The 14,998-nt window shown below is 63.0% G+C and carries 14 protein-coding genes and 1 tRNA gene; 4 read left to right on the top strand and 11 right to left on the bottom strand.

The window, feature by feature from the left end; genetic code table 11:
- Positions 1-20: 20 nt before the first annotated feature.
- From parE to BUB20358_RS09065, 3 genes are all read right to left on the bottom strand, one after another.
- Positions 21-2,003 (bottom strand): DNA topoisomerase IV subunit B, encoded by a 1,983-nt coding sequence (gene parE / locus BUB20358_RS09075; RefSeq protein ID WP_006763740.1) that lies wholly within the window; start codon positions 2,001-2,003, stop codon positions 21-23.
- A 263-nt stretch (positions 2,004-2,266) separates the two neighbouring features.
- Complete coding sequence (locus BUB20358_RS09070) at positions 2,267-4,216, bottom strand: ATP-binding cassette domain-containing protein (RefSeq protein ID WP_035971959.1); 1,950 nt, start codon at positions 4,214-4,216, stop codon at positions 2,267-2,269.
- 225 nt (positions 4,217-4,441) lie between these two features.
- On the bottom strand, positions 4,442-4,846 hold the full coding sequence (locus tag BUB20358_RS09065) for a DUF4399 domain-containing protein (protein WP_035971957.1): 405 nt from the start codon (positions 4,844-4,846) through the stop codon (positions 4,442-4,444).
- 224 nt (positions 4,847-5,070) lie between these two features.
- Between BUB20358_RS09065 and BUB20358_RS09060 the strand changes: the two genes are divergently transcribed.
- From BUB20358_RS09060 to BUB20358_RS09045, 4 genes are all read left to right on the top strand, one after another.
- A complete protein-coding gene (locus tag BUB20358_RS09060; RefSeq protein ID WP_006763737.1) occupies positions 5,071-5,253 on the top strand; it encodes a rubredoxin in 183 nt (60 codons plus the stop codon).
- A gap of 164 nt (positions 5,254-5,417) precedes the next feature.
- Positions 5,418-5,492: transfer RNA gene (locus BUB20358_RS09055), tRNA-Arg, on the top strand.
- 169 nt (positions 5,493-5,661) lie between these two features.
- Positions 5,662-6,864, top strand: a complete 1,203-nt coding sequence (locus BUB20358_RS09050; protein ID WP_006763736.1) for a tyrosine-type recombinase/integrase — start codon at positions 5,662-5,664, stop codon at positions 6,862-6,864.
- Between the two features lie 172 nt (positions 6,865-7,036).
- Positions 7,037-8,095, top strand: a complete 1,059-nt coding sequence (locus BUB20358_RS09045) for an acyltransferase family protein (RefSeq protein WP_006763735.1) — start codon at positions 7,037-7,039, stop codon at positions 8,093-8,095.
- Here BUB20358_RS09045 and BUB20358_RS09040 read toward each other — a convergent pair.
- From BUB20358_RS09040 to BUB20358_RS09005, 8 genes are all read right to left on the bottom strand, one after another.
- Complete coding sequence (locus BUB20358_RS09040) at positions 8,092-9,063, bottom strand: hypothetical protein (RefSeq protein WP_035971954.1); 972 nt, start codon at positions 9,061-9,063, stop codon at positions 8,092-8,094. The two genes, BUB20358_RS09045 and BUB20358_RS09040, sit on opposite strands and share 4 nt — an antisense overlap.
- Entirely contained in the window at positions 9,060-9,557 is a 498-nt protein-coding gene (locus BUB20358_RS09035) for a DUF2514 family protein (protein WP_035971952.1), read from the bottom strand. Before BUB20358_RS09035 ends, BUB20358_RS09040 begins: the two co-directional genes overlap by 4 nt.
- Positions 9,554-9,973: a lysozyme family protein gene (locus BUB20358_RS09030; protein ID WP_006763733.1), complete on the bottom strand. Its 420-nt coding sequence runs from the start codon at positions 9,971-9,973 to the stop codon at positions 9,554-9,556. Before BUB20358_RS09030 ends, BUB20358_RS09035 begins: the two co-directional genes overlap by 4 nt.
- Positions 9,960-10,238: a hypothetical protein gene (locus tag BUB20358_RS09025; RefSeq protein WP_035971951.1), complete on the bottom strand. Its 279-nt coding sequence runs from the start codon at positions 10,236-10,238 to the stop codon at positions 9,960-9,962. Before BUB20358_RS09025 ends, BUB20358_RS09030 begins: the two co-directional genes overlap by 14 nt.
- Entirely contained in the window at positions 10,235-10,570 is a 336-nt protein-coding gene (locus tag BUB20358_RS09020) for a hypothetical protein (protein WP_006763731.1), read from the bottom strand. The genes BUB20358_RS09025 and BUB20358_RS09020 overlap by 4 nt, the downstream gene beginning before the upstream one ends.
- 12 nt (positions 10,571-10,582) lie before the next feature.
- Entirely contained in the window at positions 10,583-12,949 is a 2,367-nt protein-coding gene (locus BUB20358_RS09015; RefSeq protein WP_052688661.1) for a putative phage tail protein, read from the bottom strand.
- Between the two features lie 185 nt (positions 12,950-13,134).
- Positions 13,135-14,631: a phage terminase large subunit gene (gene terL, locus BUB20358_RS09010; protein ID WP_006763730.1), complete on the bottom strand. Its 1,497-nt coding sequence runs from the start codon at positions 14,629-14,631 to the stop codon at positions 13,135-13,137.
- On the bottom strand, positions 14,618-14,971 hold the full coding sequence (locus tag BUB20358_RS09005) for a hypothetical protein (protein ID WP_223296935.1): 354 nt from the start codon (positions 14,969-14,971) through the stop codon (positions 14,618-14,620). The genes terL and BUB20358_RS09005 overlap by 14 nt, the downstream gene beginning before the upstream one ends.
- Positions 14,972-14,998 lie beyond the last annotated feature (27 nt).

Raw genomic sequence — 14,998 nt, 5'->3', positions numbered from 1 at the left:
CCCGGCCGCGCTCCGGGCGCTTAGATATCCGCTTCGACGTCGTTGCCCTTTTCCTCGAGCCAGCCGCGCCGTGCGGCTGCCTCGCCCTTGCCCATCAGCATCGTCATCCGCGCGACGGTCGCGTCGTAGTCGAGCTCGCCGAGCTTCACCGGCATCAGCCGGCGCGTGTCGGGGTTCATCGTCGTGTCCCACAGCTGCTCGGCGCTCATTTCGCCGAGGCCCTTGAAGCGGCTGATGCTCCACTGCGTTTCGCGCACGCCGTCCTTGCGCAGCTTGTCGAGGATCGCTTCGAGTTCGCCTTCGTCGAGCGCGTACAGTTTCTGCGCGGGCTTCTTGCCGCGTGCCGGCGCGTCGACGCGAAACAGCGGCGGGCGCGCGACGTACACGTGGCCGCGCTCGATCAGCTGCGGGAAATGCTTGAAGAACAGCGTGAGCAGCAGCACCTGGATGTGCGAGCCGTCGACGTCCGCGTCGGACAGGATGCAGATCTTGCCGTAGCGCAGGTTCGACAGATCGACGCTGTCGTCCGGGCCGTGCGGATCGACACCGATCGCGACCGAGATGTCGTGCACCTCGTTGTTCGCGAACAGGCGGTCGCGCTCCGTTTCCCACGTGTTCAGCACCTTGCCGCGCAGCGGCAGGATCGCCTGATATTCCTTGTCGCGGCCCATCTTTGCGGAGCCGCCCGCCGAGTCGCCCTCGACGAGGAACAGCTCGTTGCGCGCGATGTCTTCCGTCTCGCAGTCGGTCAGCTTGCCGGGCAGCACTGCGACGCCCGAGCTCTTGCGCTTCTCGACCTTCTGGCCCGCGCGCGTGCGCGCCTGCGCCTGCTTGATCACGAGCTCCGCGAGCTTCTTGCCGTGCTCGACGTGCTGGTTCAGCCACAGTTCGAGCGCCGGACGCGAGAACGACGACACGAGCTTCACCGCGTCGCGGCTGTTCAGCCGCTCCTTGATTTGCCCCTGGAACTGCGGATCGAGCACCTTCGCGGACAGCACGAACGACACGCGCGCGAACACGTCTTCGGCGAGCAGCTTTACGCCCTTCGGCTGCAGGTTGTGCAGTTCGACGAAGCTCTTCACCGCCTGATAGAGACCGTCGCGCAGGCCGGACTCGTGCGTGCCGCCGGCCGGCGTCGGAATCAGGTTCACGTACGACTCGCGCACGAGCGAACCTTCCTCGCTCCACGCGACGACCCACGACGCGCCCTCGCCCTCGGCGAACGTATCGTCGCCCGAACGCGAATCGGCGAAACGCTCGCCTTCGAACAGCGGAATCAGCAGCTCGCTGCCGTTCATCTCGTCGAGCAGATAGCCGCGCAGACCGTCGTCGTATTTCCAGGTCTGGCGCTCGCCCGTCTTCTCGTTGACCAGCACGACCTCGACGCCCGGCAGCAGCACCGCCTTCGAGCGCAGCAGGCGCTGCAGTTCGCCGAGCGGCAGATTCGGCGAATCGAAGTACTTCGGATTCGGCCACACCTGCACGCGCGTGCCCGACTTCTTGTCGCCGCGGCCTGCCGGCTGCGTGGACAGCGGCTTCACGACGTCGCCGTCCGCGAACCCGAGCTCGGCGATCTTGCCGTCGCGCCACACCGTGACGTCGAGCCGCGTCGCGAGCGCGTTCGTCACCGACACGCCGACGCCGTGCAGGCCGCCCGAGAACGTGTACGCGCCGCCCGCCGCCTTGTCGAACTTGCCGCCCGCGTGCAGCCGCGTGAACACGATCTCGACCACCGGCACGCCTTCTTCGGGATGCAGGCCGAACGGAATGCCGCGGCCGTCGTCCTCCACCGATACCGAATGATCCGCATGCAGCGTGACCGTGATCTGCTTGCCGTAGCCGCCGAGCGCCTCGTCCGACGCGTTGTCGATTACTTCCTGAATGATGTGCAGCGGGTTCTCCGTGCGGGTGTACATGCCGGGCCGCTGCTTGACCGGCTCGAGACCCTTGAGCACCTTGATCGATGCTTCGCTATAGGCCGCACTGGGCTTCTTCGTTGACATAGGGGCTGAATTTCGTCATTCATCGGGACGTTGTCCACATCTCGTGTGGATAACGTCGTGGACAAAACGTTGAGTTCCGTAAAAAAGCGAATCGAAACAACGGCGTGCTCGAACTGCTCCGAAAGCGGGCGCGCGGCGAGCGCTGCGCGGCCCGGGACGCGCGGTATTTTACTGGTTCCGCGTGGCGCGCCATCGCGAGATCGTCGCGGCGGCGCCGGTGCCGACGTTGCCGGGCCGGCCGCATCGCGCCGGCGCGGCGCAAGTCACACCGGCTTGCGCTTCGCTTCGAGCGTCTCCCACCGTTCGAGCGCGGCGAGCAGTTCGTCGTCGATCGCCGCGAACCGCTCGGTCAGGCGCGCGCCTTCCTGCGGATCCTTCGCGAAGATCGAGCCGTCCTCGAGCTGCGCGGCGATCGTCTTCTGCTCGGCCTCGAGCGACGCGATCTTCTCCGGCAGCGAATCGAGTTCGCGCTGCTCGTTGAACGACAGCTTCACCGTGCGCTGCGCGTTGCGGCCGGCCGCGCTCTTTGCCGGTTCTTCCTTGACCGGCGACGCGTCCTTCACCGCCCGCTTCGCGGCTTCCTGCTGCGCGAGCTGCTGCGTGCGCTCGCTCTGGATCTGCCAGTCGGTGAATCCGCCGACGTATTCGCGCCACCTGCCGTCGCCTTCGGACGCGATCACCGACGTCACGACGTTGTCGAGGAACGCGCGATCGTGGCTGACGAGCAGCACCGTGCCGTCGTAATCCGTCAGCAGCTCCTCGAGCAGTTCGAGCGTCGGGATGTCGAGGTCGTTCGTCGGTTCGTCGAGCACCAGCACGTTGGCCGGACGGGCGAACAGGCGCGCGAGCAGCAGCCGGTTGCGCTCGCCGCCGGACAGCGACTTGACCGGCGAACGCGCGCGCTCGGGCGCGAACAGGAAGTCGCCGAGATAGCTCATCACGTGCTTGCGCACGCCGCCGATCTCGACCCATTCGCTGCCCGGACTGATCGTATCGGCGAGGCTCTTCTCCTGGTCCAGTTGCGCGCGCATCTGATCGAAATATGCGACCTGCAGGTTCGTGCCGGTGCGCACCGTGCCTTCGTCGGGCTTCAGTTCGCCGAGGATCAGCTTGAGCAGCGTCGTCTTGCCCGCGCCGTTCGGACCGACGAAGCCGATCTTGTCGCCGCGCATCACCGTCGCCGTGAAACGGTCGACGATCGTGCGGCCGCCGTAGTGCTTCGTCACGTCCGTCAGCTCCGCGACGATCTTGCCGGACTTCTCGCCCTGCGCGACGTCGAGCTTCACGTTGCCCTGCGCGTTGCGGCGCTCCGCGCGCTCGCGGCGCATCTGCTCGAGCCGCGCGATGCGGCCAACGCTGCGCGTGCGGCGCGCCTCGACGCCCTTGCGGATCCACACTTCTTCCTGCGCGAGCAGCTTGTCGAACTTGTCGTTCTCGACGCGCTCCACTTCCAGCTGCTGCGCCTTGCGCGTCTGATATGCGGAGAAATTGCCCGGATACGACAGCAGCCGGCCGCGGTCGAGCTCGACGATGCGCGTGGCGACGCGATCGAGGAACGCGCGATCGTGCGTGATGAACAGCAGGCCCGCGCGCTGCGCGACCAGCAATTCTTCGAGCCAGCGAATGCCGTCGAAGTCGAGGTGGTTCGTCGGTTCGTCGAGCAGCAGCACGTCGGGCTGCAGCACCAGCGCACGCGCGAGCGCGACGCGCTTCTGCATCCCGCCCGACAGCGCGTCGACGTGCGCGTCGCCGTCCGGCAGTCCGATCTGCGCGAGCGTCATCGACACGCGCGTGCGCCAGTTCCACGCGTCGTGCGCATCCAGCGACGACTGCAGCGCGTTCATCCGCGCGAGCAACGCATCGTGCTCCGCGCCTTCCGGCGTTTCCGCGAGACGGTGCGCGATCGAGTCGTATTCTTCGAGCAGTTCGCGCGTGTGCGCGAGTCCCGACGCGACCGCATCGAACACCGTCGCGCCCGGCTCGAATTCGGGCTCCTGCGGCACGTAGACCGTCACGAGTTCCTGTTGACGCGTGACGAGCCCGTCGTCGGGCTTCGCGAGCCCCGCGACGATCTTCAGCAGCGACGACTTGCCCGCGCCGTTGCGGCCGATCAGGCCGACGCGCTCGCCGGCCTCCAGCGAGAAGTCCGCGTGATCGAGCAACGCGACGTGGCCGAACGCGAGCTGCGCGCCGGTAATGGAATAAAGCGACATGGGGAGACGGCGAAGAGAGAAATCGGAAGCGCCCATTGTACCGGTGGCGGACGCGTACGCCGGGATGGCCGGATGGGCTAGTGCCACGATCGGCGCCGGTCGATGCCGGTTGATGCCGCTCGCGCGGTTGCCGCGGGATGTTGCACGAGCAGCGGCCGGCCCGGACGGCGGCCGGCCGGAATCCCGCGTCGGGCGCACGCGCGCCCGCGCGGGCGATAACGATCGTTACTTCACGTTGATCGTGATCGTCGAGCTCAATTCGGGACCGTACGAACGATGTGCGCCGTCGCCGAGCTGCAGCGTCAGCGTGTGCTGGCCGGGCGGCAGCTTCACGTCGGTTTCGGTCTGGCCCTTGCCGAAGTGCAGCGAATGGTCGGTCGCCGGGATCACGTCGCCCTTCGGCACCGGCTTGCCGTCGATCAGCAGATGATGGTGGCCGGTGTCCGGCGTCATGTCGCCAGCCGGCTTCAACGCCATTCCTTCGAGACCGAACTTCACGTGCACCGGGCTCGATACCGTCGCGCCGTCCTGCGGCTCGACGAAGAACACGCGCGCTTCGGCGCGCGCCGCCGTCGACACGGCCAGCGCCACGACACATACCGCACCCGCGATCCACTTTCTGTTGAGCATCGTTTGTTCCTCCAGATTGACAGGCCCACGAAGCATACACTGCATGCCCGGCGCACGCGACGGCGTGCGGGTCGCGCGCCCCGTCGTTCGGCTGCTGTTCGCGATGCGTACGTTTAAAACGACGTTGCGGCGGAAATCGGCGAAATTCCGGTACCATTGCGCGTCTCGTCCGGCGGACATGCCGCGGACGGCGTCACAGATTCCCGATCATCCCGAGCACCACAATGAGCGAAGTAACCGAATACCAGAGCTGGGTCTGCCTGATTTGCGGGTGGATCTACCACGAAGCGGAAGGACTGCCCGACGAAGGCATCCCGGCCGGCACCCGTTTCGCCGACATTCCCGCCGACTGGCGCTGCCCGCTGTGCGACGTGGGCAAGGAAGATTTCGTCGTCGTCGATTTTTGATTTCTCGTTGTTCGGTTGCCGATTGCGGCGCGTGATGCGCGGTCAGTGCGGAGCGATCCGGCCGCCGCGCGCGCCGCGTTTGCTATACTCTGCGCGCTGTCCACACCCGCCGTCCGGTTCACGCTTCGCTTCTCGCGTTTCGCGCGCGATATCCGGATAGGGCTCTCCCCGTAGTTCAATGGATAGAACAAGCGCCTCCTAAGCGCTAGATACAGGTTCGATTCCTGTCGGGGGGACCAGCAAGGTTCCCAGAGCCTCCCAAGATTTCCTAAAAAGCCCCGCAAAGCCTTGCTCTGCGGGGCTTTTTGCTGCCATCATTGCCCAATGTTGCCCAGTACAAGCCAAGTGCTTTGGGGGTATCGTTGAGGATATACCCCGAAGCACGCAGCGCCGATACCCCCAAGTCAAATGCCGAAGCGAACTGATCCACTGTCCGACCTACAGGTGCGCCGCGCGAAGCCCGCCGAACAGCCATATCGCCTAGCTGACGGCAAGGGACTCTATCTGCAGGTGATGCCAAACGGTTCCCGCTACTGGCGGATGAAGTATCGATTCGGCGGGAAGGAAAAGCTCGCGTCGTTCGGCGTGTACCCTGAGGTATCTTTGGCCGAAGCGCGACAGGCCTGTCTCGCCGCCCGGAAGTTGCTGGCAGCGGGACAAGACCCAACCGAGCAGAAGCGCGAAATCAAGCGCGCACGGGTAATCGAGGCATCGTCAACCTTCGAGGCAGTGGCCCGCGAGTGGTTCGAAGCCCAGAAGGACGGCTGGACGGAAGTCTATGCAGCCAAGGTGATCAATTCGCTGGAGGTCGACGTGTTCCCGCGGATCGGCGCCAAGCCGCTGCGCGACATTGAGGCACCCGCCATGCTCGAGATCCTGCGTGCCGTTGAAGCACGCGGCGTTCGAGAAACAGCGAAGCGTGTGCTTCAACGATCGCGCGCTGTGTTTCAGTACGGGATCATGACAGGCCGGTGCTCGCGCAACCCTGCCGCCGACATTGACGCCGAGACCGTTCTTCGGAAAGGAGCCGGCGTCCGGCACATGGCGCGCGTGAAGCCCATCGAAATCCCGCAGCTCATGCGCGACATTGCCGCCTACTCCGGCGATCGAGTCACGCAACTCGCCCTTCGGTTCATGGCGCTGACGTTCACTCGGACGACTGAGATGATCAACGCTGAATGGGATGAATTCGATGAGCGCGCAGCCGAATGGCGCATCCCGCCTGAGCGTATGAAGATGCGCGATCCGCACATCGTGCCGCTGTCGCGGCAAGCGCTAGAAGTGCTTGCCGCCCTGCGCGAGCTCAACGGCAGCCAGCGGCATGTCTTCTACAGCGTCCAGGGACGAAGCCATATCTCGAACAACACGATGCTCTATGCGCTGTACCGAATGGGGTACAAATCCCGAATGACTGGTCATGGGTTCCGCGGCCTCGCTGCGACCGTGCTCCGCGAACTCGGATACAGTCGGGACGTCGTCGATCGTCAACTGGCGCACGCGGAGCGCAATCAGGTCACGGCTGCGTACGTCCACGCCGAATACCTTCCGGAGCGCCGAAAAATGATGCAGCACTGGGCGGATCACCTTGACGCTCTTCAGGCCTCCAACTGAACCGCGGCCAATGTCGGAGCAGTCGATCTCGGCGCCAGCGCGATTACGGACCGACACGCCCCCGTGATTCTTCTCAACCAGTTGATTTAGAAAAATCGAGCAAACGACCATCCATCTCGGTATCAGTTCGTCGAAGGTGTCCAGTCCTGCCTGAGAAATCGGAGCAAAAAATATGGCCCGAAACACCAGAAATGCGTTCACCGCATTACGGTTACTCGCCGCCTACGCCGTCATAGTTACCCACAGCTATGTGGTGCTCGGGCTGCCTCACGATTGGCTTCAGATACACGGCTTCCCGCAGTTCAGCGAGTTGGGAGTAAGCACCTTCTTCGCGATCAGCGGATATCTGGTCTGCCAGTCGCTGCAGCGTAACGCGAATCCGCTTGCGTATCTACGCAACCGCGCCCTGCGAATCTTTCCCGGTCTGCTGGTTCTCTTGTTGCTGACAGTCTTCGTTGCCGGACCGATCATGACGCGCACGTGGTTTCCCGGCTGGCTCGACTATCTGGCGAATCTCACTTTGTTCTGGCCGGTCCCGACGCTGCCACACTTCTTCGCGTCAAACCCGGTTCCCGTCGTCAACGGCTCGCTTTGGACACTCGCGCTCGAGGTGCTGTGTTACCTGATGCTGCTCGGCGTATCGTGGGCCGGCGCGCTGAACTGGCGCGGAACGCTGCTGATGCTAGCCGCGTTCTATGCCGCTTTCATGGGCAACATGCTATGGGCGGACGGTACGATGTTCGGCGTGAGCACCTTCCAGCTCGCGCGGCTCGGCGTGTTTTTTTGGGGTGGAGCATTTCTCGCGACTGTCACGCTGCCGCGCAGTTGGGTCCTGTGGGCAGTTTGCGTCTTGCTGGCGCTGCTGCCGTTCTACGTGTTCGCGGCGAGCGCAGACTGGAAGATCAAGGCGTACGCGTTCAATCTGCTGCTGCCTTTCATCGTCATCTTTGCGGCGGAACGCCTGCCGAAGCTCGCGTTCCTGAACCGTTTCGATATTTCGTACGGCGTCTACATATACGCGTTTCTCGTGCAGCAGATGCTGGTGTGGTGGTTCGGAACCGGCGTCGCTCCGACAACCCTATCGCTGCTCACGGTTGCAATGGTGACGCCGATTGCGACAGCGTCGTGGTTCTTTGTCGAGAAGCCGGCACTCTCCCTGAAGAAGGTGTCCCCCGCGCCACCGAAGTCTTCTGAGCCTGCACCAACCGATGTCAGGCAGCCCCTCGCTTAACGAATGCGTCGAGCGCGGATTCGCCCATTGCAAGTCGCCGTGCCGCCCGACACGCCGGCGGAAGCAACCAGATAAACCGTAGCGGCCGAAGACAGCGGTACGCGGACGGTAGGTGTAACCAGCGTGTCGCCGAGTCCTTGCCCGTTTGAGCCAATTTTCAGCATCGAGGTATCGAACGCGCCGAAGGCAGCTGATACGGTCGATATGCCGACTCCGGGATTCACAAAAACGGTCGACGCGGCCGGCGCAAACTGGACGACTCCCTCAACGTCCCAGTCGCCCGCGGACAATGGCGCGGTCGCGCAATTCACGGCGACATTGTTCGTTATGCTCGTGCCCGTCGTCGCAGCCGGGTTGATGAATTCCCCAACGCTTCCCGCATTCGCGTTATCGCCGAGCGCCGTGCCGACAATGCCGGCCGTCGACGACGGCGTGATCGCTCCTGTTGCGGTGATCGTCGTGAAGCGGCCAGTACTTGCTGTAGTCGCTCCGATCGGCGTGTTATTGATGCTGCCCCCCGTGATCGTCGGAGACGTGATCGTCGGGCTCGTGCCGAACACAAGTGCACCGCTGCCCGTCTCGTCGGAAACCACGCTGGCCAGCTGCGCGGACGTCGTCGCCGCGAACTGATTCAGACCGGCGGACGTCAGCGCGATCGAGCTCGCGCACGTGAATCCCGTGCCGGCCGTCCATCGCAGCGCGTTGTTTGCGCCGCTGCAACTCGGCATGGGGAACGCAGTCGGTGTTGCGGTCGAGCCGGTCGCATTCGCGAGCACCGTGTTTGCGGTGACGGGCGACAGGCCGCTGACCGAAACACTTCCCCACGTCGACACACCAGACGGGCCGCCCGACACGATCGCTTGTCCGACAGTCGAACCGACCGTGTCGATCATCTGCACGGGCACTTTCGTCGCAGCATGCGCGACTGCGGTCAGCGCAAGCAGCGCGCCGATCAGGGTCTTCTTCATTGCGGTTCCTTCCTCTGGTTGATGGATTCGGTCAGGGCATCGTAGTCGCGCTCGCATTGCTGGCCGGCAATGCCCCGCTCGTCAGCGATTTTCGCCAGTTCTCCCGCGCGCTCGTCAGCCCGGCCGAACAGGTCGGCAAGCAGATCGAGGGCGTCGCCGGTTGCCGAGCTTCCGGCGGCAGCGGCGGGATGGAGGGCGGCTGCGACGAGCTGATCGACGCGCTGTTGCAGGCTGCCAGCGGCAGCGCGAGCAGCAAAAGCATCCGCGAGCGCGGCAGTTCGCTGTTTGTTCGCATCTTTCGCAATCTCCGATTGGGCCGCGGTGCGGCGTTGTTCTTCGGCGCGTGCGGCCGCGACAGCCTCGAGCTGCGATTTCTGCGCAGCTGCAGTCGTCGCGCGTACGCCGTCGGCGTGCCCTTTGAAGTAGCAGCCGGCGGCCGTGATCGCCAGCGCGACGAGGAAGGCGAGCCAGATGCGCGGATCGAGAATCGTCATGTGCCGCTCCGCATCAGATCGGCGAGCCGCCGCGCACGGGCGCCGACCTGCTTCGCCCACAGGCTGTTGAGCATCCCGTCGGCGGCCGCGCCATAGTCGCCGCGCTGGATCGCCGCAAGCGTGTTGACGAACGTCAGCAGCTTCCCTTGCATGTTGAACGCCATGTTCATCATCACGCGCTGGCGCACCGGATCGAGCGAGCGCCACCACGTGAGGTTGCGATCGAGCCACGCTTCCGTCTCGGCGACGTCGTTCTCGTACATCAGGTCGATCTCGTTGTCGCGGAACCCTTTGTCGGTGAGATTGCGGCCGATGCCGCCCGACACCTTGCCGACCGTGTCGACGTAGATGCGCTTCATGCGGCCTTCGTCGCGCGTGAGCTCCGTCTTCAACAGCGAGCGGTCATAGCCAGCCATGACGCCCCCCTTTCTTGCGCCAGTACGCAACGCGCGCCGCGATCCAGATGCACACGATCGCGAGGCCGACGAGCATCAGTGTCTCGGGCATATCGATCGTCGATGGCATGCGCATCGGTTTGAACAGGTTCACGGCCGACGAGATTCCGATGATCGAGAATCCGAGCGTGCCCCACCAGCCTGTCACGAACACGTTCGTAACGGCGATCCACATGCAGAACAGCAACACAACGAGGTTTGCGAGATAGAAGACCGTGACCATCATTGCCCCCCAAGGAAGCGGCGTTTCAAAGCCCCGATGAGGTCGGCTGTGTTGATTTCCTTGAACAGCTCTTTTGTGATTGCCAGTCCGAACAGGCCCACGAGGAACCCGATCGCCTGCTGCGCGCCGCTGTCGCTGATCGAGAACCACACGACGATCAGCGGGCCGCCGTAATACGCGACCGCGGCGCCCGACAGGAACGAGACGACCTTCTGCTTGCGCGTCAGTCCTTCGCCGATGAAGCCGAGCGCGATCAGCGAACCGATTGCGCCCGGCAGCAGTTTCCAGAGAAGGGCGCCGACGGCGGCCGTGCTGGTGGTGGTGGGTTCAGCCATATCGGCTCCTTCTTATTCGAGCGCGGCGCGCCAATTGAAAGACACATTCGCGCCGGGATTAGCGTCGCAACTCACAGTAAATGCTGTCGGTCCAACGGAACTGATCCACACGCTTTTCGCCAGGCCGATCCCGGTCGTCATACAGATCTGAATCTGGCTGATACTCGGCGTCATTGGCAACCCGTGGTTAATCGTCACGGACGTCGTTCCGTTAGCGATAGTGCCGGTCCCAAGATTTACGCCTTGCGGGTAATGAATGGCGCCGGCACCAGCGAACAACGTCGTCCCGGTCGGCCCTTCGGCGACGACCGCATCAGGTACGATCAGTTGATTGCCGCTGCCGCAATAGAACGCTTCCGAACCTGCGCCGAACGTATTCCATGACGAAATGCGCGCGCCCGCGACACGGACGATGTTGCCCGTTCCTTCGATGCGCACCAGCCCACGTGACAGCGTCTTGCCAACCAGATTCGAAAATTCGAAACGGCAGTTGTTGCCGAGAATGCGGACGCCGTATCCGTTCGTGTCGGCCGGTGTCTGTCCAAACGTAGTGACGTTTACAAACTGCCCGTCGACGCCATCGGTGACTGACGCGTCGACAAAGATCGGCATCGACGTTTGGTCAAAGTCGATATTCAGAGCATGAACCTGCGATGCGCGTCCTGCTGCGCTTTCGAAAAATTCAAATCCGACGAGATTGAAGATCGAGAAAATGTTCTCGAACATCGGGTTGTCGCAGCGCGTCATCGAACAGAAAACATGGTTCGCCTTCTGGTAATCCGTCACGGCGGATCCGTTGTACCAGAACGGCCATTGATGAATATTCGTCAAACGGCACGTGTCGAACACTTCGAAAAGATTGATGCCAATGCTGAACCACTGACCCCGCACGTTGTTCAGAGTCACTCGGCCGCCGCCGTTGGGATGTGCGACCTGCACGGCGCGATACGCGTTCAGGATCATCACGTCGTCCATGATGATGTCCGCGTTCTGCGATGAGAAATCGAAGTCAAATACCGTCGGAGTCCATCCCGGAGCCACGGCGTTCACGTGCTTGCGATACGAGCCGACGCGCAAGAATCGCACGGTATTAACGAAATTCACGCCAGCGTTGTTCGATACGTTAATGCCGATGCCGGGGTGATCAAAGAAGAACCAACTACCGGGACCGCGATTGTCGTACGGACCGGCTGACGTGAACGGCGACGTGCCTTCGCCTAGAAACGTGAGCGATTGTTGACACTGGATCGTTGCAGTGGTTCGAAAGCCATTGGCCGTCGATGGCACTTCCAGCAGTGGCAGATTCGCATTCACGGCGGCCTGAACACGTGCCGTGTCGTCGGTGACGCCGTCACCTTTCGCACCGAAATGGAAGAGATTGACGTTTCCACGAAGAATCAGACGCCAACAGCCGGGCCCGGTACTGCTCGCGATGATCGTGCCGCCGTTGTCCATATCGTGCGTGGCTGTACTGTCGTACCAGTAATCGCCTGCGCCGCGCCCCCCTGCGTAATAGCCGCGCGTCGACGCGGCTTGATACTTTGAGACATTCAGGCTTTTCAATGCGTCGACGGAGTCCACCACACGCGTGAGAACGCGTCCCCATTGCAATTGATCATCACCGACAGAGCCATAAGGCGGCACGTAAATCGACAGCGTCGTTCCGCCTACGCACCAGATACGCGACACGCCGAGCGGGATCGGCGCGTCGAACTGCAGAGTCGTGCCGCCGTCGATCAGCGAATAGCTAGAGGGGTCCTGCGCGATGCCAGCCATCACGACGATGCCGAGGTTCGCCTTCGTTCCATACGAGCGCGAGAGCTGCACGGACGTCGAAGTTCCGGCCGTGTAATCGACGCCGTCAGTCCACGATTCGTTTTTCAGATCGCCAGCGCCGACACTCGCCGGAAGCGGAACCATCGTCTGCATGCCGAGTTCGTCGAATCCGAGCAGCATCTTGCTGCGATCGTTCGCCGGCGGAAGTGTGCCGTCCGCGGTGTATTCGGCGATCGGGTATTGGATCGCGCGCGTGCGGTTGGAGCCTTCGTCCTGCAGCGCCATCCAGATGCGGTCGAAATCGGCGTTCACCGTGTCGGCGAGCAGGTCGCCATTGTCCTGATAGTCCACGTCTCGACGCAGGGCGACCAGCCGATAGATGATGATCTTGTCGCCGAGCAGCGGAGCGACCGAAAAGACCACCGATCCGCCCGATTCCTCACCGATTCCGTTGATCGAAAAGTGCGTTCCGACGTACAGCGGTGCACCGTTCTTGATCACCTTCAGGTCGGCACTGTTCAGGATCTTGAAGTCGAACGCGAACTCGGTGGTGATGCCGTTGCCGACATACGAAACGATGGGATTCTGGACTGGGACGGTCACGCTGCGGTCTCCGGTGGAGCGCCGCACGCGCGGCGCTAGACTTCGAGCGTCACTTCGTGCACGCCCGTTGATGGACGCCAATCGTGCCCCTCTGGGGCTGTCGGATTCCCGACTATCCGGCCGATGCGGACAGGGGTTTCGAGGATCGCGGACGCGCCGGAGTCGATGAAGTCGTCCGGCTGCTGTTACACCATGGGGTTGAAGGACTGCATCTGGTCCCACACCGGGCCGTCGAGCACGTCGACGTGCGCCCATAGAACGCCGGATTTCAGCGGCGGCTCGATACCCGCGAGGATCTTCTCGTTCTTGTTGACGGTCGCGGTACGCTCCACGACACCGCATATCAGCTTGCGCTGCCGGAGTGCCTTGCGCAGCAGCTGCGGCACGAACGAGCCGACGCCGTTCGTCTCGACGTAGATCTGCGGAATCGCGAATCGCTCGACCAGATCGCACACCTGCATGACTTGGCCGCCGACGATCTTCGAATTCTCACCGCTGGAAAATTCTGCAAACTCGCCGAGCATCGCCTGCGCGACGTGCCAGTAGTAGTTGCCGGCTGCGTCGTCGAGCAGCAGGGAAAACGCCGAGTCATCACTGCCGACCTTGCCTGTCGCGCAGTCCCAGTACGCGCGCGCACTAACGATGCGCGTGCCGCCGAGCATCATGCGCATTTCGCGGTTCGCACGCTCGACGATCGGATGCACGTCGTACGGCTTTAGCTTTTCGGGATCGAGCCGGACTTCCGTGAGCGGCTTCGCCTCGAGCTGATACTGCGAATCCCACTCGTTGATCGTCCGCGTTTCCTTACGCCGTAGTTGCAGTTCCTCGCGTGTGAAACGCTCCGGCCATGCACACCGCGCATAGACGTCGATCAGGCACCCGGGCGGCTTCGGGAACACGATCACTCGTCCCTCCACGCGATAGTCGCTTCCTTCCGTTAGCAGCCGCGCATGCTTGTGGATGCCTGCGAAGACGTACAGGCCATGCTCGTCCGGATCGAAATCGAACTGGTACCGTGTCTCCTTCGACGTGTCCTCATATCGCTTTGAATTCTCGAAAAGGCGGATCGTCAGCGAGTCTGCGCCCGCTGCAATGCGTTCCGGGTAGATCGAATCATGGGTATGCGGTGTGCCGATCAGCGTCTTCTGCGCGCCGGGCACCGCAATGTGTGTTGATTCGGCGATGCGTCGGCGCAGCTTCTCGCGTGCCTCGGGCGTCTCGATGTTGCCGGGCACTTCGATATCATCGAAATCGACGTCGTCAGCACGCGCGCCGGTCACGTTCGACATGACGCCTGTCGCGCGCATGCTCGGGTTCCGCGCGTCCGTCGCGCCAGCAACCCAGAACCGCTTCGCGCCAGGCTTGGTAGGTAGCATGCCGCGGCACAGCGGATGATTGCGAAGCACGTTGATCGTGTCCGCCGTCAACATAATGGCGGTGTCGTTGTCGGCCGACCAGATCAGCGACCGACGCGCCGGGTCGCGATACAACCGGTATGCCTTCCACACCGCATAGATCGTCGATTTTGCCGCACCACGAAACACCTGAAGGACGCGCACTGGCGCCGTGCAGGTGTCGAGCCACACGCAAATCCGGACGTGCAGAAGCGGGACGGTCCAGCCTTGAAATTCCGCCCAGAGGATGAAGAACGTCAGGAAGTCGACGGGCTTACGCTTTGCCATGCGTCTTTTTGTCGAATGCCGTCTTGCGCGCCTCCTGCTGCACGCGGTCTAACAGCTGCGCCGCCTTTCGTTCGGCGCGCGCGATGTCCTTGTCAAGATCGCCGGCGTCGGCATCTTCGGGTTCGACAGCGGCGCCCCCCGCACCACCACCGGCCGAATCCGCCTGAATCTTGCCGGTCAGTGTCACGATACGCATGATCAGGGCCAGCGTAGCCGCCGGCACCTTGCGACACCAATACGCGTCGCCGCGCGTCTTCGCATCCATCTGTGCGATCGGAATACCAGCACCTACCCAGTTATCCGGATCGGCCTCGTCAAGAAAGTGGTCAGTGAGCTTCACGCTCAAAGCCTGAAGTCGGTCGTATTG

It is taken from the genome of Burkholderia dolosa (genome assembly GCF_902499135.1).
Taxonomy (GTDB): domain Bacteria; phylum Pseudomonadota; class Gammaproteobacteria; order Burkholderiales; family Burkholderiaceae; genus Burkholderia; species Burkholderia dolosa.
This window is presented reverse-complemented; position numbering and strand designations above follow the sequence as displayed.

Coding starts and splice junctions, on each gene's coding strand:
- parE (WP_006763740.1), bottom strand. CDS start 2,003: ATGTCAACGAAGAAGCCCAGTGCGGCCTATAGCGAAGCATCGATCAAG.
- BUB20358_RS09070 (WP_035971959.1), bottom strand. CDS start 4,216: ATGTCGCTTTATTCCATTACCGGCGCGCAGCTCGCGTTCGGCCACGTC.
- BUB20358_RS09065 (WP_035971957.1), bottom strand. CDS start 4,846: ATGCTCAACAGAAAGTGGATCGCGGGTGCGGTATGTGTCGTGGCGCTG.
- BUB20358_RS09060 (WP_006763737.1), top strand. CDS start 5,071: ATGAGCGAAGTAACCGAATACCAGAGCTGGGTCTGCCTGATTTGCGGG.
- BUB20358_RS09050 (WP_006763736.1), top strand. CDS start 5,662: ATGCCGAAGCGAACTGATCCACTGTCCGACCTACAGGTGCGCCGCGCG.
- BUB20358_RS09045 (WP_006763735.1), top strand. CDS start 7,037: ATGGCCCGAAACACCAGAAATGCGTTCACCGCATTACGGTTACTCGCC.
- BUB20358_RS09040 (WP_035971954.1), bottom strand. CDS start 9,063: ATGAAGAAGACCCTGATCGGCGCGCTGCTTGCGCTGACCGCAGTCGCG.
- BUB20358_RS09035 (WP_035971952.1), bottom strand. CDS start 9,557: ATGACGATTCTCGATCCGCGCATCTGGCTCGCCTTCCTCGTCGCGCTG.
- BUB20358_RS09030 (WP_006763733.1), bottom strand. CDS start 9,973: ATGGCTGGCTATGACCGCTCGCTGTTGAAGACGGAGCTCACGCGCGAC.
- BUB20358_RS09025 (WP_035971951.1), bottom strand. CDS start 10,238: ATGATGGTCACGGTCTTCTATCTCGCAAACCTCGTTGTGTTGCTGTTC.
- BUB20358_RS09020 (WP_006763731.1), bottom strand. CDS start 10,570: ATGGCTGAACCCACCACCACCAGCACGGCCGCCGTCGGCGCCCTTCTC.
- terL (WP_006763730.1), bottom strand. CDS start 14,631: ATGGCAAAGCGTAAGCCCGTCGACTTCCTGACGTTCTTCATCCTCTGG.